Annotated in this window: 17 protein-coding genes; all 17 read left to right on the forward strand. The window is 63.5% G+C overall.

Going from position 1 to position 20,540, the window contains the following annotated elements:
* Nucleotides 1-92: 92 nt before the first annotated feature.
* The 17 genes from FHY19_RS19970 to fliI all read left to right on the forward strand — a co-directional run bounded on the left by FHY19_RS19970 (nucleotide 93) and on the right by fliI (nucleotide 20,537).
* On the forward strand, nucleotides 93-1,202 hold the full coding sequence (locus FHY19_RS19970; RefSeq protein ID WP_259168044.1) for a DegT/DnrJ/EryC1/StrS family aminotransferase: 1,110 nt from the start codon (nucleotides 93-95) through the stop codon (nucleotides 1,200-1,202).
* Between the two features lie 64 nt (nucleotides 1,203-1,266).
* On the forward strand, nucleotides 1,267-1,491 hold the full coding sequence (locus FHY19_RS19975; protein WP_054319002.1) for an acyl carrier protein: 225 nt from the start codon (nucleotides 1,267-1,269) through the stop codon (nucleotides 1,489-1,491).
* A gap of 5 nt (nucleotides 1,492-1,496) precedes the next feature.
* On the forward strand, nucleotides 1,497-2,537 hold the full coding sequence (locus tag FHY19_RS19980; protein WP_259168047.1) for a ketoacyl-ACP synthase III: 1,041 nt from the start codon (nucleotides 1,497-1,499) through the stop codon (nucleotides 2,535-2,537).
* A 40-nt stretch (nucleotides 2,538-2,577) separates the two neighbouring features.
* Nucleotides 2,578-3,345: an SDR family oxidoreductase gene (locus FHY19_RS19985; protein WP_259168050.1), complete on the forward strand. Its 768-nt coding sequence runs from the start codon at nucleotides 2,578-2,580 to the stop codon at nucleotides 3,343-3,345.
* Between the two features lie 14 nt (nucleotides 3,346-3,359).
* Complete coding sequence (locus FHY19_RS19990; protein WP_259168051.1) at nucleotides 3,360-4,007, forward strand: acetyltransferase; 648 nt, start codon at nucleotides 3,360-3,362, stop codon at nucleotides 4,005-4,007.
* 38 nt (nucleotides 4,008-4,045) lie between these two features.
* Nucleotides 4,046-5,176 carry an aromatic ring-hydroxylating dioxygenase subunit alpha gene (locus tag FHY19_RS19995; RefSeq protein WP_259168054.1) on the forward strand — a complete coding sequence of 377 codons (1,131 nt, stop codon included), beginning with the start codon at nucleotides 4,046-4,048 and terminating at the stop codon, nucleotides 5,174-5,176.
* Complete coding sequence (locus tag FHY19_RS20000) at nucleotides 5,173-5,787, forward strand: acetyltransferase (protein ID WP_259168055.1); 615 nt, start codon at nucleotides 5,173-5,175, stop codon at nucleotides 5,785-5,787. The genes FHY19_RS19995 and FHY19_RS20000 overlap by 4 nt, the downstream gene beginning before the upstream one ends.
* 75 nt (nucleotides 5,788-5,862) lie before the next feature.
* Nucleotides 5,863-6,561, forward strand: a complete 699-nt coding sequence (locus FHY19_RS20005) for a class I SAM-dependent methyltransferase (protein ID WP_259168057.1) — start codon at nucleotides 5,863-5,865, stop codon at nucleotides 6,559-6,561.
* Nucleotides 6,555-7,622, forward strand: a complete 1,068-nt coding sequence (locus FHY19_RS20010) for a hypothetical protein (RefSeq protein ID WP_259168059.1) — start codon at nucleotides 6,555-6,557, stop codon at nucleotides 7,620-7,622. The genes FHY19_RS20005 and FHY19_RS20010 overlap by 7 nt, the downstream gene beginning before the upstream one ends.
* Before the next feature lie 183 nt (nucleotides 7,623-7,805).
* Nucleotides 7,806-9,686, forward strand: a complete 1,881-nt coding sequence (locus FHY19_RS20015) for a class I SAM-dependent methyltransferase (RefSeq protein ID WP_259168061.1) — start codon at nucleotides 7,806-7,808, stop codon at nucleotides 9,684-9,686.
* Between the two features lie 41 nt (nucleotides 9,687-9,727).
* Nucleotides 9,728-11,485: an FkbM family methyltransferase gene (locus tag FHY19_RS20020; protein WP_259168064.1), complete on the forward strand. Its 1,758-nt coding sequence runs from the start codon at nucleotides 9,728-9,730 to the stop codon at nucleotides 11,483-11,485.
* A gap of 79 nt (nucleotides 11,486-11,564) precedes the next feature.
* Nucleotides 11,565-15,062: a glycosyltransferase gene (locus tag FHY19_RS20025; RefSeq protein WP_259168158.1), complete on the forward strand. Its 3,498-nt coding sequence runs from the start codon at nucleotides 11,565-11,567 to the stop codon at nucleotides 15,060-15,062.
* Nucleotides 15,063-15,437: 375 nt separating this feature from the next.
* A complete protein-coding gene (gene fliE / locus FHY19_RS20030) occupies nucleotides 15,438-15,809 on the forward strand; it encodes a flagellar hook-basal body complex protein FliE (protein WP_010373676.1) in 372 nt (123 codons plus the stop codon).
* Between the two features lie 13 nt (nucleotides 15,810-15,822).
* Nucleotides 15,823-17,547 (forward strand): flagellar basal-body MS-ring/collar protein FliF, encoded by a 1,725-nt coding sequence (gene fliF, locus FHY19_RS20035; protein ID WP_259150162.1) that lies wholly within the window; start codon nucleotides 15,823-15,825, stop codon nucleotides 17,545-17,547.
* A 10-nt stretch (nucleotides 17,548-17,557) separates the two neighbouring features.
* Nucleotides 17,558-18,547 (forward strand): flagellar motor switch protein FliG, encoded by a 990-nt coding sequence (gene fliG / locus FHY19_RS20040; protein WP_046965535.1) that lies wholly within the window; start codon nucleotides 17,558-17,560, stop codon nucleotides 18,545-18,547.
* On the forward strand, nucleotides 18,544-19,164 hold the full coding sequence (locus FHY19_RS20045) for a FliH/SctL family protein (protein WP_259168067.1): 621 nt from the start codon (nucleotides 18,544-18,546) through the stop codon (nucleotides 19,162-19,164). The genes fliG and FHY19_RS20045 overlap by 4 nt, the downstream gene beginning before the upstream one ends.
* Nucleotides 19,161-20,537 (forward strand): flagellar protein export ATPase FliI, encoded by a 1,377-nt coding sequence (gene fliI, locus FHY19_RS20050; RefSeq protein WP_005997126.1) that lies wholly within the window; start codon nucleotides 19,161-19,163, stop codon nucleotides 20,535-20,537. The genes FHY19_RS20045 and fliI overlap by 4 nt, the downstream gene beginning before the upstream one ends.
* Nucleotides 20,538-20,540: the final 3 nt, after the last annotated feature.

Here is a 20,540-nt window from a genome sequence, read left to right on the forward strand (position 1 = left end):
CGCTGGCATAGCGCTTGCTTCAACAGGATCACTCCGTCCGCAACCGCCGGTTGCGGCGGAATCCCGACATCCACCGTCCCAGCGAGGCATTGATGCCCATCCCCGTCACCAGTCCGCTGCTGCCGCCGCTGGAAGACTTTCTGCCGTACCTGGAACGGATCTGGACCAGTCGCATCGTCAGCAACGGGGGGGAGATGCACCGTGCGCTCGAGCAGGCGCTGTGCGACTACCTGGGAGTGCCGCATCTGGCCCTGCTGACCAACGGCACCACCGCGTTGATCACCGCCCTGCAGGCGCTGCGCATCACCGGCGAAGTCATCACCACCCCCTACTCCTTCGTGGCCACGGCGCACTCGTTGCTGTGGAAGAGCATCACTCCGGTATTCGTGGATATCGACCCGGTGACGCTCAACATGGACCCGTCCAAGATCGAGGCGGCCATCACCCCGCAGACCACCGCCATCATGCCGGTGCATTGCTATGGCACCGCGTGCGATACCACTGCCATCACCCGCATCGCCGACATCTACAACCTCAAGGTGATCTACGACGCAGCGCATGCGTTTGGCGTGCGCGATGCCGGCGGATCGATCCTGCGCCACGGCGACCTGAGCGTGTTGAGCTTTCATGCCACCAAGGTATTCAACACCTTCGAGGGCGGCGCCATCGTGTGCCCGGACGAAAGAACCTACCAACGCATCGGGCATCTGAAGAATTTCGGCTTCGTCGACGAAACCACGGTGGTGGCACCGGGCATCAACGGCAAAATGAACGAAATCAGCGCGGCATTCGGCCTGTTGCAGCTCAAGCATATCGACGAGGCCATTGCGCAGCGCCGCGCCATCGACGCGCAATACCGGCAACGATTGAGCGAGGTGCGTGGCATCCGCTGCGTCGCAGCACCGCAGCATTCCAGCGCCAATCATGCGTATTTTCCGATCCTGGTGCAGGACGACTACCCGCTGGCGCGCGATGCGCTGTACCAATTGATGCGCGAGCACGGCATCCTGGCACGACGGTATTTCTATCCGTTGATCAGCGACTTCCCGATGTATCGCGCCCTGCCCTCGTCGGCACCGGCGCGGCTGCCGGTAGCGCGCTCGGTGGCCGCCCAAGTATTGTGCCTGCCGATCTTTCCCGGTTTGACCAGCGAACAGGTCGATACCATTGCCGACCTGATCGCCGGCGCAAAGGCAACATGATCGCACCACGCTGCACCTGCATTTCAGACTCCCATCTCTTCAACAGGCAACCAGGCGAGCTCGCATGACCCAGGCAACATTTATCGAGAACTTCCTCTCCGCCACCGACTTCCAGGAGCCGGTGGAGGTCACACTGGACACCGTGCTACTGGAATTGCCGGAGTGGGACTCGCTGGCAGCGCTGGGTGTGATCGTCATGTTCGACATGGAATACAGCAAGACCATCACCGGCGAAGATCTCACTGCAGCCGTCACCGTCGGCGATCTCTACAAACTGACCGAGGCGTAAGTACCATGCCGACCTCCACGCTGCACAACGTCCGCTTTGCCGGCATGGCGACCTGCGTGCCGAAGCGGGTCGTGTCCAATCTCACCGACTGCCGGCCGCAGATCCGCTCCGAGCGCGAGCGCCTGGTGCGCAACATCGGCATCGAGACGCGCCGCATGGCTTCGGAGTGGCAGTGTTTCTCCGACATGGCCTTCGATGCGACCGAAGTGCTGCTTGAGAAGCTGCAGTGGAAGCGCGAGGAGATCGATGCGCTGATCGTGGTGACCCAGTCGCCGGATTATCCGATCCCGGCCACCGCCATCATCCTGCAGGATCGACTGGGGCTGTCGCATGCCACGGTCGCCTTCGACGTTAACCTGGGCTGTTCGGCCTACCCGTTCGGCATCAACCTGCTGGGCTCGATGATCGCCGCCGGCGGCGTCAAGAAGGGCCTGCTGCTGGTCGGCGACCGCAGCGCCAATCTGGAAGACCCGATCTTTTCCGATTCCGGCACCGCCACTGCGTTGGAGTTCAGCGCCGACGCGCCGCCGATGCATTTCGATCTCAACAGCGATGGTAGTGGCTATCGCGCGATCATCCTGCCGGTGGGCGGGCACCGCGAACCGGTCGGCATACAGCACTTGGTGCCGTATCGCGACGAGGCGGATGGTGCCTGGAAGCGTGGCGTGGACCTGATCCTGGACGGCGTGGCAGTGCTGAGCTTCTCCACCCAGCGCATCCCGCCAGCAGTGCAGAAACTGCTCGACTACACCGGCGTGGCCAAAGAGGACATCGACTATTTCGTGTTCCACCAGGCCAACCGCATGATCAACGAAACCATCCGCAAGAAACTCGGTCTGCCGGTGGAAAAAGTTCCCTCCACGCTGCGCGACTTCGGCAACACCAGCGGCGCTTCACTGCCGGTGACCATGACCGCGCGCATCAACAAGGAACTGGAATCCGGCCGCAAGCGCTTGCTGCTATGCGGCTTCGGCATCGGGCTGTCGTGGGGCACCTGCCTGGTGGATGTCGAGGGCGCGGTGTTTCCTGACTTGATCGAGGCGTGAGCTGCACCGGCAACGAATCCTGAGCAAAAGACGAGACCACGTGAACGACCAGACCCGCTTCAATCCTTTCAGCCTTGCAGGCAAACGCCTGCTTGTTACCGGCGCCAGCTCGGGCCTGGGCCGTACGATTGCGCTGAACTGCGCGCGCATGGGAGCCGGGTTAGTGGTTACAGGGCGCGACACCGCCCGGCTGACAGGAACATTGGACGAGCTGCATGCTATTTCGGCGGCGTCGCATCAGGCGATAAACGCCGATCTGATCGTTGCCGACGAACGCAACGCGTTGGTGGATTCGCTCTCCGCGCCACTCCATGGGGTGGTGCATAGTGCGGGCATTTCGCGCCTGTGCCCAGCACGCATGATGAACGAGGCGCACCTGCACGAAGTGCAATCCACCAATGTCGACGCACCCGTCCTGCTGACCCAGGGATTGCTTAAACGCAACCTGATTGCAGCCGATGGCTCCATTGTATTTATCGCTTCGATCGCTGCGCACATCGGTGTGGCCGGGGTGGGTGCTTACTCCGCATCCAAGGCCGCACTCATCGCCTATTCGCGCTGTCTGGCAATGGAAGTTGTCAAGCGGGGGATCCGCGTCAATTGCCTGTCCCCGGCGTTAGTGGACACCCCGCTCCTTGATGCGACCGCGAAGGTAGTTGGCTCGCTGGATGCCGAACGTGCCAACTACCCCTTGGGATTCGGTAAGCCGGACGACGTAGCAAATGCAGCCATTTTCATGCTGTCCGACGCCAGTCGCTGGATCACCGGCACGAGCCTGGTCATGGACGGCGGCTTGACGATCAGCTAAGTGAGGACGTAAACATGAAACGCGTGGTGATTCTCGGCGCTGGCGGTTTGGGACGTCAGGTGCTTGCGCAGCTGCAAGTGGATTACGGGCATGGTATTGATTGGGTCATCGCTGGATTTCTCGATGAGCGTGGTGCCCACGCTGTCTCGCCTGCACTCTACTACCCGTGGCTGGGCGAGCCCACGAACTTTGCTCCCACCTCAGATCATCTATTTGTTGCAGCCATCGGTGACCCGGCAATGCGTAAGCGGCAAGTCGTGCCGTTGCTGGCGAAGGGTGCGGAATTCATTTCCGTGCGTACGCGCTGCATGCTAGGTGCGCGTACCGTTTACGGGCCGACCTACTTCGGATACGACGTCAGCTGTGGCGTGGATAGCTGTATTGGCGGATATGGTTTCATTGACCAGGACGTCTTGCTTGGCCATGACGTTGACATTGGCGACTATGTGCATATCGGACCGCGTTGCGTGCTTGCTGGTAACGTCAAGGTTGGAGACGGTGCAGTGATTAACACCGGTGCCTTGATCGCGCGAGGCGTCACCATTGGCGAAGGGGCTGTTGTCGGCATGGGTTCGGTCGTATTCAAGGACGTTGCCGCTGGCCAGACCGTGGTTGGCAACCCGGCGCGTTCCATCTTCAACAAGCCTGTTGACCAGGCCTGAGCGGCAATGCCATCTAGCGCCATTACAGGATGCCGATCATGACCCGCCATGCACTGGATGCGCGGCATTACACCAGCGTCGATACGTTTGTGCTGGAGCAGCAGCGGCTTTTCGCAAAACTCTGGAATTTCATAGGGTTCAGTTCGATGGTGCGCGAACGCAACCAGTTTTTTACGCGCACCATCGCTGGAACGCCTGTCCTCGTTCAACGGACGGCAGCAGGCATCCGTGCGTTCGTTAACCAGTGCCCCCACCGCCTTTCGGCAATTCAAACGGCCGATGCCGGGCAGCGGCCACTGGTGTGCCCATACCACGCGTGGTCATTCGGCGCGGAGGGCGAGCTGCGTGCCATGCCTAATGCCGAGTTGTACCGGTTTGATGCCGAAGAACGCGAACGCATCTGTCTGCACAAGCTGCATGTGGAGGAAGTGGGCCAACTGCTGTTCGTCAACCTGTCCGAACAGCCCATCGCGCTGCAGGAGCAGTTTTCCGAGGCGTTTCTGGACCAATTGCGCGACGCGTCCTCGCACCTGGACAAGCAGGTCATCCACAGCCGCCATCGGGTCCGCTACAACTGGAAGCTCAACATGGAGAATGTGAAGGACTACAACCATGTCCCGTTCGTGCATCCGAAGACCTTCCTGCCTGCGATGACTGCGCCCGTCCGATCAACCGGCGCAACCGCAGACGCACCGTCGATTGTGAAGCAATTGCTGCAGAACGCGCAGCCCCCTGCCCTGGAGACATTGAGTTTCTCCACGAGGGCCGCTTTACAGCCCCAGGCTTCCTGGTTCAACGCGCTGTGCGATACCTACGGTAGCGAGCACATCTACTACAACTGGTTCATCTACCCGAACGTCAACTTCTGCAGCGTTCGTGGCGAGCATTTTCTGCTACAGCAGTACGAGCCGGTGGCGCCAGGCGAAACCGACTATCACCTGTGGATGATGACGGCACGCCGCAAGAATGAGCGCACCGATTTCACCGCGCTGCTGAGCACCCTGATCCGTGGCGAGCGCACCGTAATCGCTGAAGACACTGAAGTGCTTGAACGCCTCCAGCGAGGACTCCGGCCTCAGGCACATCCGTTTATGCACGGCGACTATGAGTTGCAGCTGGTCAACCAGCATCTGTGGTACCGCAGCCAGGTGCTTGGGGAACACCTGTGACCAGGCAGATCGTGGCGGGAAGTGGATGGGCACTGGATACAGCCTTCGATCTGGCAGGCCAGCTCGGCCTGGCGCCCATGCGCCTGCCTTTGACCAGTACTGATGGCCACAACTTTGATATCAGCTCATTGCGTGCCGAACATCCATCCGAAGCCACCGAGGTGTTCGTTGCACTGGACGAGCGCGCAATCAACTATGCGCGCCAGTCACTGATTGCGGCAGTCAGGCTAGCTGGCTACAGGACATTCAATCTGGTCTCGCCTAACGCGGTTGTCGAACCTAGCGTGCGTCTGATGGGCAATGTTCTCATTGGCCCGGGTTGCAGCATTGCCAGCGGATGTAACTTGGGCATGGGCAGCTGGCTGGATCGTCAAGTCGTGCTGGATCGTGACGTGAAGCTCGGTAGCTGCGTGAGTCTGCGCGCAGGTGTTTTGCTGGCCGAGCACGTACAGATCGGCACAGGCTCAACCCTCAGTGCAGGCAGCATTGCGTGCGCGCATACACAAGTAGGCAAACACTGTGAATGGTTGCTCGGCGGGCAACTGCCAGCAGTATTAGCTGATCGTTCGTTCTTCGATGCACTCCTTGTCGATGGAGCTCGGATCCTTTAATAGCCGCAGAGCAGATTCAACTGAAGTGATCAGACCAGAAAGTACTAATCAGCTTTGACGTAGAAGGAGCATGGCATGGGCTTGATTGACCGAGATTTCGCGCTAACCAGTGGCGAGCGCGTCGTTACGCTGAAAATCGATGAGATTCCGCCAGACCATCTGGCACGTTACGCGTTTGCGCGACAAGCACTCAGTGACCTACCAGGACCGTTGTTGGGTGCAGACATTTTCTGTGGAGGTGGCTATGGAACCCATCTTCTAGCCCAGGGCCTACCCTGCTTCATGCTAGGCATTGATGGGTCAGCAGAGTCGATCGCGCGTGCCTCGCAGACGTATGTTGACCTCAATATCATGTTCGCGCACAAGTTCTTCCCATTTGCGCTGCCCGCCGATCACTTTGATTTCATCGTCTCCATGGAGTCCATCGAGCATGTCGAAAGCGGCGCACTGTTCTTTGGCTTGATGGTGCATGCGCTCAAGCCGGGCGGACGCCTGATCATATCGGCACCGAACTCGAGTGTTGTGGACTTGTCTAAGAACCCCTATCACTGGCATTACAAACACTACACTGTCGAAGAGATGCTGGAGCTTGGACAGCAGCACGGGCTGACATTGATCAGCTGGCAGGGTGCTGATTGCACCATCGTTGGTGTTGACGGCAAGGTGGTTGCGACCAATTCGCAGAGTCCTCGAAGCGGAACACTTCGCGAAGGATATATTGGCGACACGCAGACCTATTACTTTAAGAAACCGCTGCAAGGACTAACGTGCTGAAGCCCGCACCGCTCTTCTTCATTGGTTGGGATTACACCGCACCAGCCTCGGTGGTCCTCAAAAGGGCACTGATGGATCCGGACTTTCCATGGAAAGCAGTGGCCATCGTGCACGACGTCTTACTGACCGATAACGTCGACACGATACCTTTGATGCAGACCGATGAGTTCCTCGCACGCGAGGACTTATCCAATTCCGATGTCCTGTTACTGGTTAAAGACGGCGTGCAGAGAGCGATATGGATGCGTCGCGTTCGTGAGCATGGAATGCGCTTAGTGGATCAAGGCGAGTTACTTCAAGGCTATGCTGCAGATCTCGCGCGCAGGAAGATGACCCGAACGCTTGGCCTGATCACGTTGCCACAAGCGTTTGACGACACTGCCCACAGGGATCTGCAACGCTTTAGTGAGCAGTGGCCTGACCCACTCTCCAATCGTACCTTTGGCGCGTATCTCTCGTTCCTGCAGAGCGGTTTAATGGCGTCTTTAAGTGCTGTGGTCACCACAGATGCATCGGAGCACCCGTTTTTCATGCGTAAAGACCCGTATTCCGAGGCATTCAAAGCCATTGCCAGAAACGGCATGATCTGGGAGATCGCTGACACCCGCAGTGCATTTCTTGAGCAGGCAGTGGTCCATCACAACATTGGCGGGTTCGCCTATGGGTTCTCTTCGTTCTCTGCAGGCAGCGCGCAAGAGGAAGGGACGCGACTTGCCTTGCTGCTCGGTGGACTTGGTATCAAGCCTGCACTGTCTAGCCTGCATGCGAGTGACACTGCCGTGCGGCAAGACCACGTTGGCACGGCGGCAACGCCTGACAGCGATGCCAACAACAAGTTTGTCCGTATCGATGTTGAGGAACCCGTCGCGGTGCTCAAGTGGCTAGATCATTGCACCGAAAACCTACTGGCAAAGGTGCGTCTGCGGCGTCCATCCGATTTGCTGCAGTGCCTTGGCGCTTTCCCGATTGGGCAACTGTCTCTACGCTGCGACCGTCCTGGGCCTGCAGGGCTAGAACTGACTTTCGCAAAGCTGCAATCAGCGGCAGCTGACGTAATTTGAAGCCGCGTAATCGGCAAAGCACGCGCGAGTATCGACGCCCGATACATGACGTATCGGGCTGCCTTGGACGTTAGGCATATCTCTTGCTTATGCTTCAAGCCCAGCCCTGAGCTGCCTGACCGCCGTACTGCCACACCGCACTGCCGGCAATAGATCACCAACACTGGAACGCAACGGATGACGATGAACCTTGTGCTGCTACCGGATCTCATCCGGCAGGCGCCAGCCTTTCCCGACGGGTTCTTCGACCTGATCCGTGAGCCGATCCGCCAGGGTTGCGGCGTGAACATCGGCGTTGCGCCTCGCGATGACAGAGTTGGCAGCCTGCAAAATGGCTTTGATGTCGCCCACTTTCGGAACCTTGCGCTCGACGGTGGTGATGGTGAGTGGGCAACCCGCTACCATCGTATTGGCGATCCAGCCTGCAGGTATCTTCTGCTGCACCTGCCAGCAAATGCACTTGTGCTGTCATTTGAGATGCCACCCTGGCTGATTGCGCTGTGTATCCGGGAAAGCATCGCCTTCATCGATATACGGGTTTCACCGTTGCGCTTTGGGCGCGATCTCTACATTGCGCTGCGTTGCAGCGATGCAGACATGCGCGCACGCATTGGCAGGGCTGCTGTCGTCGAGGACGAACTGCGCTTGGAGGCAGCCGTGCTGGCAGCCAATGTGCGCATGCACCAGCGCCGGATGGAAGATGAGCGGGGCCATGTGCTCACCGATCTGGAGGGGGCACTTCTGTTCGTCGGACAGGCGCCCTACGATGCATCTCTGCTTACCGATGATGGCCGTTCGTTGCGTTGCGAGGATTTCGCTGAGGAGCTGCGTGCGCTCTGCGCCACACGTCGCCTGCTTTACAAGCCGCACCCGTTTGCTGGACAGTTTGCGCAGGACGAATGCGTGGAGTTAGAACGCATTACCGGCCAGACCCCCGGTACCTGCCTGCAGAACGCCTACCAAGTGCTCAGCACGCAGCAGGACGTGCAGCTTGTCGGTATTTCGTCGGGCATGCTGCAAGAGGCGGAGTGGTTCGGCAAGACGGCGCATACCCTGTTCCGTCCCTTCGTGCCGCTCTCCGATGCCGCTGGCAACGTCGGGCAGGCGTACCAGCAGATCCACTTCAAGTCGCTGCTGGCGCCGGGATTCTGGCACCAGTTGCTCACGCCAGAGCGTGCGCCACCAATCCTTACCGAGCTTCCGCCATTAATGCACCACCATGCACGCGAAACCATTGATCAGTGGTGGGACTACTCCAAGGTGCTGACCTGGGAACGCACGCTGCCCTACGAAACCGTTGCCCGCAATGGCGTGGCGCGGCTGCACGAGCGAGTGGAGACATTGGAACGACGCACTCATTTCAGCACCACGCAGACAAATCCTGCTTCAGTGCAGCTAGCGCTACAGAGCAAAGCGCCAGATGAGGCGCGCTGGCAACGCTGCGTGCAGGAGATTCAGCAACAGATTTCCGCTGCCCCGCTGCAATTCGGGCGTGGCCAGCTGTATCAGGGGCATGAGGACTGGCAGCTCCCAGGCCAGCGCCCGACCTTGCAGCGGCTGGCAGAGTATCGGGTGAACAGCTGGCTGCCGGCTCATGCCAGCGTGCTGGACATAGGCTGCAATATCGGCATGTTCGGGTTGGCGCTAGCGCCGGTGATACGGCACTACCACGGCATCGACCACACACCGGCGCTGATCGACATCGCGCAACGGATGGCCGCGGCGCGCGGGATCGAGAACTGTCAGTTTGAGTGCAGCAACTTCGCCGACTTCATGGCCGTCCAGCAGCAGCACTACGACGTCATCTTCTCGTTCGCGGTGCACGTGTGGATCGGCATGCCGATCGCCGAGTATGCGGCTGTCCTGCATGGGTTACTTGCGCCGGGCGGGCGATTGGTCCTGGAGAGCAACAATCTGGCCACTAACGACACGACGTTCTTCGCAACGATTCCACATCTACTTGACGCCGGATTCTGCGTGCATTCGCGCGGGCTGCTGAAGGATGACGGCATCATCGAGCGGGCGTTCTATGTCTTTGATCGGCTCGCCGAGCCGGGGCACTGATGCACACCCACCATACCGCCACCGCACAGGCACAAGCCGCCATGCTGCTGCTCAAGCAGGGTCGCACGGAGCAGGCAAAGGTGCGTCTGCGCCAGGCAATCGGGTTGGAGCCGAGCAATCCGCAGTGGCAGTTTGAACTGGCACGACTGCTAAGGGCAGAGCAGCCGGAGCAGGCCGTGGGGTTGTATGCAGCGGCGGAGCGTCTGGGCAGCATTAATGCGCCACTTGAGGCGGCCTGTCTGCTGCGGCCACAGGCCGTTGAATGGGTCGCGCCAGTGGCGCTGTGGACACCGGACCGGCTGGATATCGCGGCCAAACTCCGCTTCGCGCAACACTATCTTGGCCAAGCGTCCGATGACGCCGTCGATGCCACCGCGCTCTATCGCCGGCACATCCACCAGCGCACCGCTGGCCAGGAGCCCGATGCGCTTGGCAAGACCTGCGTGGCCGACTACGAGCTGGCATTTGCCACGCTCATCGAACAAGTGCGCGAGCAGGGCTTCCAAACGCACTGCGCAATTCCAATCGATGGGCACGGCCGCCTGCTCAATGGCGCGCACCGTCTGGCTGCAGCGCTGGCGCTAGGCCTGGAAACCGTGCCGGTCATACGCCTGCCAGCGCCCTGGGCCGCAGTCGATTGGGGCATGGCCTGGTTTCTGCACAATAGCTTCGCCGCCGAACAGATCAATGCATTGCTGCGCAGCTGGCTGCAGTGGCATGCGCAACGTGGACGTATCGTGCTGATCGAGCATGCGTCCGGCGATGACGCCATGGCGGTGCTACGCACGCTGGGCACACAGTTCCATATTGCTGCATGGCGCGATGTTCCCGCCGCCGTGCTCGCTGGCCTGCACCATGTGCAGCCCGGTACGGCGTTACTGCGCTACGTTTTGCTCGAAGGCGACGAGCAGGCACTGCAAGCAGGCTTGGACGCATATGTAGCACAGGCGTCAACGCCACTGCCTTGCCAAGTACTTGGCGCGCAGGCAAGCCAGCACGCCTCAACCCTCCTGCTCGACGAGACACGTCTTGCGGTTGCACACCGCGAGATTTCGGGGCCGACTGTAGCAACCACTGGAATCGGCCAATGGACACGCTACATGCCCGTAACGCCGGCGCCATCTACGGATGACCGCAGCGGCTTCGTCAAGTGGCGCAACCTGGAACTGCTCAAGGACGTGCAGACCATCATCGACGTCGGGGTCGCCGACGGCACGCCGGATCTGTATCGCACGCTCAAACCCACGCACGTTGTGTTCATCGAGCCCGTCACGCTGTTTGCGGATCAGGTCGAGCGAGTGCGGCAGCAGTTCCCGAGCAGCCAGTATCTCCAGATCGGACTGTCAGACCGCGAGGAGCACACCTTTATAAATTACCGAGAGGACGCGCCAGTGTTGAGCTCACTGCTGGCAAGCAGCCCGCTCCGCGATACTGGCGATGAGCGCATCGTGCGTTTGCCGGTGCACTTGCGCCGACTCGACGATGTGTTCGCGCAGCTGCAGGGTATCGACCGGACCGTGCTGCTGAAGGTCGACACAGAAGGCTATGAGCTGCAGATTCTGCGCGGCGCGATCGAGTCGCTGCGCTCGATCAGCTATGTGATGCTGGAGCTATCGGTGATCGAACGTTTCCGTGGCTCGTACAGCTGCACGGAGGTGGTCGATTTCATGCAGCAAAACGGCTTCTTGTTGCATACCTGCCTGTCCGCCAGCGTCGACGCCCAAGGCCATTGTCGTGTGGTGGATGTGGTCTTCATCAACACTAGCCGCCTCCAACGCACCCTGGCAGCGGCCCATTGATCACGACGCCCCGCGTTCGTTCCCGCCACCTGCACCTACCCTTGCCAACATGAATTCCCCCACGCTCGTCAGCATCGTCATGCCGGCCTACAAGGCCGCGTTTTTCGCGCAGGCGCTGGACAGCGTGCTGGCGCAGACCTACATGGCGTTGGAGCTCGTGATCTGCGACGACAATGCCGATGGCGCCATCGAGGCGTTGCTGGCGTCCAGGCTGGCGGGCGCGCCGTTCACGATCCGCTACCATCGCAATCCGACCCGGCTCGGCGAGCTGGGCAGTACGCTTAAGGGTATCGGCCTGGCCCAGGGCGAGTACGTCAAGTTCCTGCACGACGACGATGTGCTGGAGCCCGATTGCATTGCGCAGCTGGTGGAAGCGATCGAGCGCAACCCGGGCACGGCGATGGCATCCTCGCGTCGGTTGCGCATCGACGACGATGGCGCGCCGTTGCCGGACATTCTGGCCACCTGCTTTCCGTTCGCCGACGACGTGCTGATCGACGGGCCGGAGCTGGTGTCGTTCCTGGCCGATCACGCCATCAACTTCATCGGCGAGCCGAGCTGTGTGCTTGCACGACGCGCTGACCTGCTGGCGCTGGGCAACGAGCTGATGATGTTGAACGGCAAGCTCATCCACTGGGTGGGCGACCTGGCGATCTACGTCAAGCTGCTGCGCCATGGCAATCTGGCGTTTCTGGCCAGACCGCTCACGCACTTCCGGGTGTCCAGCGCGCAGTTCAGCCAGGCCGGCCGCGATCAGGTCGGGGTCGGCGACCAGGGCCACGAAGACCTGCGCCAGGGCATCCGCCAGCTCGGCTGGCGACGCGAGACCGGCGACAACCGCCAGGTGCGGGTCGCCCCGCTCAGCCCGCACAAGGCGCGCGTGTTCAAGTCGGTGGATCTGGTCAATGCGCTGATGCGCAGCGCCGGCATGGCCGAACAGGTGTCGCCGGCCACCTGGCTGGGCGTGCGTCACCCCAGCGATGTGCAGCGCGCGTTGATCGATGCGCGCCTGCAGGCGCATGCCGGCGGGCCGCGCATTGCGGTGATGCTGATCGACCGCGACGGGGATGCCGCAGCAGTGGCCGCAACCCTGGCCAGCATCGATGCGGTGGCCTGCTTTCGCAATCGGCAGACCTGTGTGGTCAGCAGCGCACCGCACCAGGTGGCCGCCCGCGGCGAGCATGGCGTGCGGAGTGGCGATGCGGGTCTGGTGGCCGCACTCAACCAGGCCATCGCAGGGCAGCAGGATGTCGATTGGGTGCTGCTGGTGGATGCCGGCAGCCTCTTTACCGTCAGCGGCCTGACGATGCTGGCGCTGGGCATGATCGGGCTGCCCGAGCAGTGCCAGGCTGTCTATGCGGATGAAGTGGTTGCGCTGGACACCGCGCAGCTTGGGCTGGCGTTGCGGCCGGCGCTGTATCTGGATGTGCTGCTGAGCGCGCCGTCCACACTGTCGCGGCACTGGCTGTTCCGCCGCAGCAGTCTGGTGGCCGACGGCGGTTTTTCGGCAGACCTTGGGCAGGCCTTCGAACTCGGCTATCAGCTTGGCTTGGTCGAGCGTTACGGCCTGGCCTGTGTGCAGCACATCGCCGAGCCATTGTTGGTGGCCGCAGCCCAGACACTGCAAACCGATGCGGACGAGCAACGTGCCATCGCCCGCCACCTGGCCGCGCGCGGGTATGCGGATGCACGCGTGCACAGCGCCGGCCCTGGTCGGCATGCGGTGGATTACCAGCATGCCCAGCAGCCGCTGGTCAGCATCCTGGTGCTGGTCGATGGCCGGTTGCCGCAGGTGCAGCGCTGCCTGGAAAGCATCCTGGCCAACACCGCCTACCCGCATTACGAGGTGCTGCTGCTGGACCGCGACAGCACCGCACCGGACCTGCGCGATTGGTTGGCTGGCATCGATGCGCTGGGCCTGCAGCAGATCCGCGTGCTGCGCTTTGCTGCCGAGCCTGCGCGCGAAGCGGTCTGCAATGCCGCCGCCGAGCATGCACGTGGGGATATGTTGCTGTGGCTGTCGGCCGGCGCTGCGGTGATGAAGGCCGATTGGCTGGAGCAGCTGCTCAATCATGCGCTGCGGCCGGAGGTGGGCGCGGTTGCCGGCAAGTTGCTGCGCGGCGACGGCACCGTGCATCACGCCGGTCTGCTGCTGGGCCTGGGGGCACCGGCGGCGCGCGCGTTCGGAGGCCATGCGTTCGACGAATCCGGTTATCTGCAGCGCCTGCAGCTGGACCAGAACTACACCGCCTTGAGCGGCGAATGCCTGATGCTGCCGCGCCAGCTGTTTATCGACGCAGGCGGTTTTGCGCTGGAGCCGGCACTGGCGCAGTGGAGCGATGTCGACCTGTGCCTGCGCCTGCACCAGGCCGGCTACCTGAATGTGTTCGCGGCGCGGGCGCAGCTGTTGATCGATCCACCGGAGCAGATGCCCGCCACTGCGCTGGACGAAGAAGCGATGTACGCGCGTTGGCTTCCGGTGATGGCCAACGACCCGGCCTACAACCCGGGTTTCTCGCTGGACCCCGGCGCCGGCTTCCAACTGGCCGACCCGCGCGCCAGCTGGCGGCCGTTGCAATCGTGGCGGCCGCTGCCGAGCGTGATCGCACTGCCGGCCGATATCGAAGGCTGCGGACACTATCGGGTGATCCAGCCACTGCGCGCCCTGCGCGAGGCCGGCCTGGCCGAAGGCGTGCTGTTCAACGGCTACCTGGAGATTGCCGAACTGGCGCGTCAGGATCCCGACGTGGTGATCCTGCAACGCCAGGTCGGCGAGGCGCGGCTGGAGGCGATGCGGCGGATGAAGGCGCTGTCGCGCGCGTTCAAGGTCTACGAGCTGGACGATTACCTGCCCAACCTGCCGCTGAAGAATGCCCACCGCGCGCAGATGCCCAAGGACATTCTCAAGACCGTGCGGCGCGGGCTGGGCATGGTGGACCGCTTCGTGGTCTCCACGCCTGCCCTGGCCGAGGCGTTTGCCGGGCTGCATAGCGATATTCGCGTGGCGGAAAACCGCCTGCCGCCACATTGGTGGGAACATCTGCCCGCGCGGGCCGAACGCCAGGGTCGCAAGCCGCGGATTGGCTGGGCCGGCGGCGCCAGCCATACCGGCGACCTGGAGCTGATTGCCGACGTGGTGAAGGAGCTCGCCGGCGAGGTGGACTGGGTGTTCATGGGGATGTACCCGTTCGCACTGCGCCAGCACATCCACCAGTTCCAGCCGGGCGTGCCGATCGATCAGTACCCTGCGGCGCTGGCGGCGCTGGACCTGGATCTGGCACTGGCGCCGGTGGAGCAGAACCTGTTCAACGAGTGCAAGAGCAATCTGCGCCTGCTGGAGTACGGTGCCTGCGGCTATCCGGTGATCGCCAGCGACGTGCGCTGCTATCAGGGCACCCTGCCGGTGACCCTGGTGAAGAACCGTTATCGCGACTGGATCGGCGCGATCCGCGAACATCTGGCCGACCTGGATGCGGCGCGCGCCAAGGGTGCGGCCTTGCGCGAGGCAGTGAGACGCGACTGGATGTTGAGCGGCAGCCATCTGGACAGCTGGCGAGCGGCCTGGTTGCCGGACTAGCGCGGGGACGCTGCTTCAGCGTTTTCCGGCTGGCGGTAGAACGGGTGTCTGGCCGCGTGTGAATTGACGGTGCTGCCCTCATCCGGCGCTGCGCGCCACCTTCTCCCGCCCGCGGGAGAAGGGAAAGCATTGGCTGCGCGTGACGGGGGAAAGGAAAACCTTGGCTGCGAGTGATCTGTCAGTCCACTGCAACTGACCATCACCGACTCCCTTCCCCCGCGTGCGGGGGAAGGTGCCCGAAGGGCGGATGGGGGGCGGTATCGCTGCGACGCGCTCGCGACAGGGCGCGGCAGGAACGTGCCGGCGCCGGAATCCCGGCACGATTTCGGCACGCCGCTTGCATTGGTGTGGATGCCTCCCTGGCTGACCGCACCCATGAGCGACTCCGTTACCTCGATTCTTTCGCAGATCCGCAGCTACCAGACGCAGATGGGCCAAGGCCCGATGGGTGCGGTCGGCGATGCGGCGCGCGGCAATCAGATCCAGGGACTGGCTGGCGCACAGGGAACGCCGGCCACCCAGGCGCCGAGCTTCAGCGAGACCTTGCGCGGCGCCATCGGCGGCGTCAACGAGGCCCAGCAGAAGGCCGGCGCGCTCTCCAAGGCGTTTGAAATGGGCGACCCCAGTGCCGATCTGGCCCGGGTCATGGTCGCCTCCCAGCAATCCCAGGTGGCCTTCCGCGCCACCGTGGAAGTCCGCAACCGTCTCGTCCAGGCTTACCAGGACGTCATGAACATGCCGCTGTAAAGGTTGACGACACATGGCTCTCGCGATCAGCAAAGAAAACATGAACCAGAACGCCGAAAAGGCGGGCCAGTGGTTCGACCGTGTCCGCAGCCTGCAGATCACCCGCAAGCTGACCATGATGGCGATGATCGCCCTGGCGGTGGGTGCAGGCCTGGCGGTGTTCTTCTGGTCGCAGCAGCCCGGCTACCAGTCGCTGTACACCGGCCTGGATGACAAGGGCAATGCCGAGGCCGCCGACCTGCTGCGTACCGCGCAGATCCCTTACAAGATCGACCAGAACACCGGCGCCATCTCGGTTCCGCAGGACCGCCTGTACGATGCGCGCCTGAAGCTGGCCGGCTCCGGCCTGACCGGCAAGGAAACCGGCGGCGGGTTCGAGTTGATGGAAAAGGACCCGGGTTTCGGGGTCAGCCAGTTCGTGGAAAACGCCCGCTACCAGCACGCGCTGGAAACCGAACTCTCGCGCACCATCAGCACCCTGCGCCCGGTGCGCGAGGCACGCGTGCATCTGGCCATCCCCAAGCCCAGCGCGTTCACCCGTCAGCGCGAAGTGGCCAGCGCCTCGGTGGTGCTGGAGCTGCGCGGCGGCCAGGGCCTGGAGCGCAACCAGGTCGATGCCATCGTCAATCTGGTGGCGTCCAGCATTCCGGACATGACCCCCGAACGCGTCACCGTGGTCGACCAGAGCGGTCGCATGCTCTCCATCGCCGATCCCAACAGCGATGCCGCCCAGCATGCCGCCCAGTTCGAGCAGGTGCGTCGCCAGGAAAGCTCCTACAACCAGCGCATCCGCGAGCTGCTCGAGCCGATGACCGGCCCGGGCCGGGTCAACCCGGAAGTCAGCGTGGACATGGACTTCTCGGTGGTCGAAGAAGCCCGCGAACTCTACAACGGCGAGCCGGCCAAGCTGCGCAGCGAGCAGGTCAGCGACACCAGCACCAGCGCCACCGGCCCGCAGGGTCCTCCGGGCGCCACCAGCAACAGTCCCGGCCAGCCGCCGGCTGCGGCCGTCGCCGGCGCACCGGGCACCCCGGCCGCCGCCAACGGCCAGGCCGCGGCTCCTGCCGCGCCGACCGAGACTTCCAAGAGCGCCACCCGCAATTACGAATTGGACCGAACCTTGCAACACACCCGTCAGCCGGCCGGCCGCATCAAGCGGGTGTCGGTGGCGGTGCTGCTGGACAACGTCCCGCGACCCGGTGCCAAGGGCAAGATGGTCGAGCAGCCGCTGACGGCCGCCGAGCTCACCCGCATCGAGGGCCTGGTCAAGCAGGCGGTGGGGTTCGACGCGGCACGTGGCGACACGGTGTCGGTGATGAATGCCCCGTTCGTGCGGGAAGCGGTTGCGGGCGAGGAAGGCCCCAAGTGGTGGGAAGACCCGCGCGTGCAGAACGGTCTGCGCCTGCTGGTCGGTGCGGTGGTGGTGCTGGCGCTGCTGTTCGGCGTGGTGCGCCCCACCCTGCGCCAGCTCACCGGCGTGACCGCGGTCAAGGAAAAGCAGCGCAATGGCGGCAACGATGGCACTCCGCAGAGCGCCGATGTGCGGATGGTCGACGACGAGGAGTCGCTGCTGCCTCACATGGGCGAGGACACCGCCAGCATCGGGCAGGAACGCAAGACCCCGATCGCCCTGCCGGATGCCTACGAAGAGCGCATGCGCGTCGCACGCGAAGCAGTCAAAGCCGATTCAAAACGTGTCGCACAAGTCGTGAAGGGATGGGTCGCCAGTGAAGCCTGATACACCACCGATGACCGGCGTACAACGCGCTGCCGTGCTGTTGCTGTCGCTTGGCGAAAGCGACGCCGCCGAAGTGCTCAAGCACATGGACCCCAAGGAGGTGCAGAAGATCGGCATCGCCATGGCCACCATGACCGGCATCTCGCGCGACCAGGTCGAGAAGGTCATGGACGAGTTCAACGGCGAACTGGCCGGCAAGACCTCGCTGGGCGTGGGCGCCGACGACTACATCCGCAACGTGCTGATCCAGGCGCTGGGTGCCGACAAGGCCGGCGGCCTGATCGACCGCATTCTGCTCGGCCGCAACACCACCGGCCTGGACACCCTGAAGTGGATGGACCCGCGTGCGGTGGCCGACCTGGTGCGCAACGAGCACCCGCAGATCATCGCCATCGTCATGGCGCATCTGGACAGCGACCAGGCGGCCGAGTCGCTGAAGAACCTGCCCGAGCGCACCCGCGCCGACGTGCTGCTGCGCATCGCCACCCTGGACGGCATCCCGCCCAACGCGCTGAGCGAGCTCAACGACATCATGGAGCGTCAATTTGCCGGCAACCAGAACCTGAAGTCGTCCAACGTGGGCGGCATCAAGGTGGCGGCCAACATCCTCAACTTCCTGGACACAGGCGCCGACCAGGGCGTGCTGGGCGAGATCAGCAAGATCGACGCCGACCTGGCCACCAAGATCCAGGACCTGATGTTCGTGTTCGACAACCTGGTGGACCTGGACGATCGTGGCCTGCAGACGCTGCTGCGCGAAGTCTCCGGCGAGCGCCTGGGCCTGGCGCTGCGCGGCGCCGACACCAAGGTGCGCGAGAAGATCACCCGCAACATGTCCCAGCGCGCTGCCGAGATCCTGATCGAAGACATGGAAGCGCGCGGCCCGGTGCGCCTAGCCGACGTGGAAGCGGCGCAGAAGGAAATCCTCACCATCGTCCGCCGCCTGGCTGACGAAGGCGCCATCAGCCTCGGCGGCGCCGGTGCGGAGGCGATGGTATGAACGACGTGGTCACCCGCTGGCTGGCCCCCGACCTGCACATGGCCCTGGCCGCGCCGGAACCGGAGTTCGACGAACCGGCCGTGTACGAGCCGGTGCTGCGCCCGCCGACCCTGGAAGAGATCCAGGCCATCGAAGACGCCGCCCAGCAGGAAGGCTTTGCCCGCGGCCATGCCGAGGGCTTTGCCCAGGGCCAGTCCGAAGTGCGCCGGTTGACCGCGCAGATCGACGGCATCCTGGACAACTTCACCCGTCCGCTGGCGCGGCTGGAAAACGAGGTGGTCGGCGCGCTTGGCGAATTGGCCGTGCGCATCGCCGGCCAGTTGATCGGGCGTGCCTACCAGGTCGAACCGCAGCTGCTGGCCGACCTGGTCGGCGAAGCCGTGGATGCGGTCGGCGGCGCCGGCCGCGAAGTCGAAGTGCGACTGCACCCGGACGACATCACCGCGCTGCTGCCGCATCTGGCGCCCAGCAGCACCACCCGCGTGGCCCCGGATCTGAGCCTGAGCCGCGGCGACCTGCGCGTGCATGCCGAGAGCGTGCGCGTGGACGGCACCTTGGACGCGCGCCTGCGGGCCGCCCTGGAGACAGTCATGCGCAAATCCGGAGCGGGCCTGTGAGCGCCCTGTTCGGTGCCACCCCGGCCGATTGGCTGGATGCACGCAACCTGCGCCTGGCCACCCGGCTGGGCACGCTTGGCCTAGAGCCCACCGCCGGACGCACCCTGATCCGCGAAGGCATCCTGCGCCGCGCGGTCGGCCTGACCCTGGAAGCGACCGGCTGCGAAGCGCCGATGGGCGCCACCTGCAAGGTCGAAGTCGACGGCGGCTGGGTGGATGCCGAAGTGGTCGGCTTTGCCGGCGAACGTACCTACCTGATGCCCAGCGCCGAACTGCACGGGCTGCTGCCCAACGCCCGCGTGGTGCCCTCGCGCCGCCGTGGCGGCGTGGAAGTGGGCGAAGGCCTGCTCGGCCGCGTCATCGACAGCGATGGCACCCCGCTGGACGGCAAGGGCCCGATCCGCGGCGAAGGCAGCGTCAGCATGGCCGGCATGTCGATCAATCCGCTGGCGCGCGAACCCATCACCACCTCGCTGGACGTGGGTGTGCGCGCCATCAACGCCATGCTGCCGATCGGCCGTGGTCAGCGCGTGGGCCTGTTCGCCGGCTCCGGTGTCGGTAAATCGACGCTGCTGGGCATGATGACCCGCTTCACCTCGGCCGATGTCATCGTGGTCGGGCTGATCGGCGAACGTGGCCGCGAAGTGCGCGACTTCGTCGAGACCACCCTGGGCGAGGAAGGCCTGCGCCGCGCCGTGGTGGTCGCCGCCCCGGCCGACCGCCCGCCGCTGGCGCGCCTGCATGGCGCCTACCGCGCCACTGCCATTGCCGAATGGTTCCGCGACCAGGGCCTGAACGTGTTGTTGCTGATGGACTCGCTGACCCGCTTCGCCCAGGCGCAGCGCGAGATCGGCCTGTCGGTCGGCGAGCCGCCGACCACCCGCGGTTATCCGCCGTCAGTGTTCGCCAAATTGCCGGCGCTGGTGGAACGTGCCGGCAACGGCGCCAAGGGCCGCGGCTCGATCACCGCCTTCTACACCGTACTGACCGAAGGCGACGACCCGCAGGACCCGATCGCCGACGCTGCCCGCGCCATCCTGGACGGCCATATTCTGCTGTCGCGTCGGGTTGCCGACAGCGGCCTGTATCCGGCCATCGACCTGGAATCGTCGGTCAGCCGCGTGGTGCAGGATATCGCCGACGAGCCCTGGCGCCTGCGCATCCGCAAGCTCAAGCGCCTGCTCTCTGCCTACACCGCCAACCGCGACCTGATCGCCATCGGCGCCTACCAGCGCGGCAGCGACCCGGCCACCGACGAAGCATTGGCGCGCTGGCCGGAGATCGTCGAATTCCTTGGCCAGGACGTCCACAAGGCATCGCTGCTGAGCGACAGCCTGTCCGCGCTGCAGCAACTGGTGGAACCCGAGAATTAATCC

It is taken from the genome of Xanthomonas sp. 4461 (assembly GCF_024806475.1).
GTDB classification, from domain to species: domain Bacteria; phylum Pseudomonadota; class Gammaproteobacteria; order Xanthomonadales; family Xanthomonadaceae; genus Xanthomonas; species Xanthomonas arboricola_F.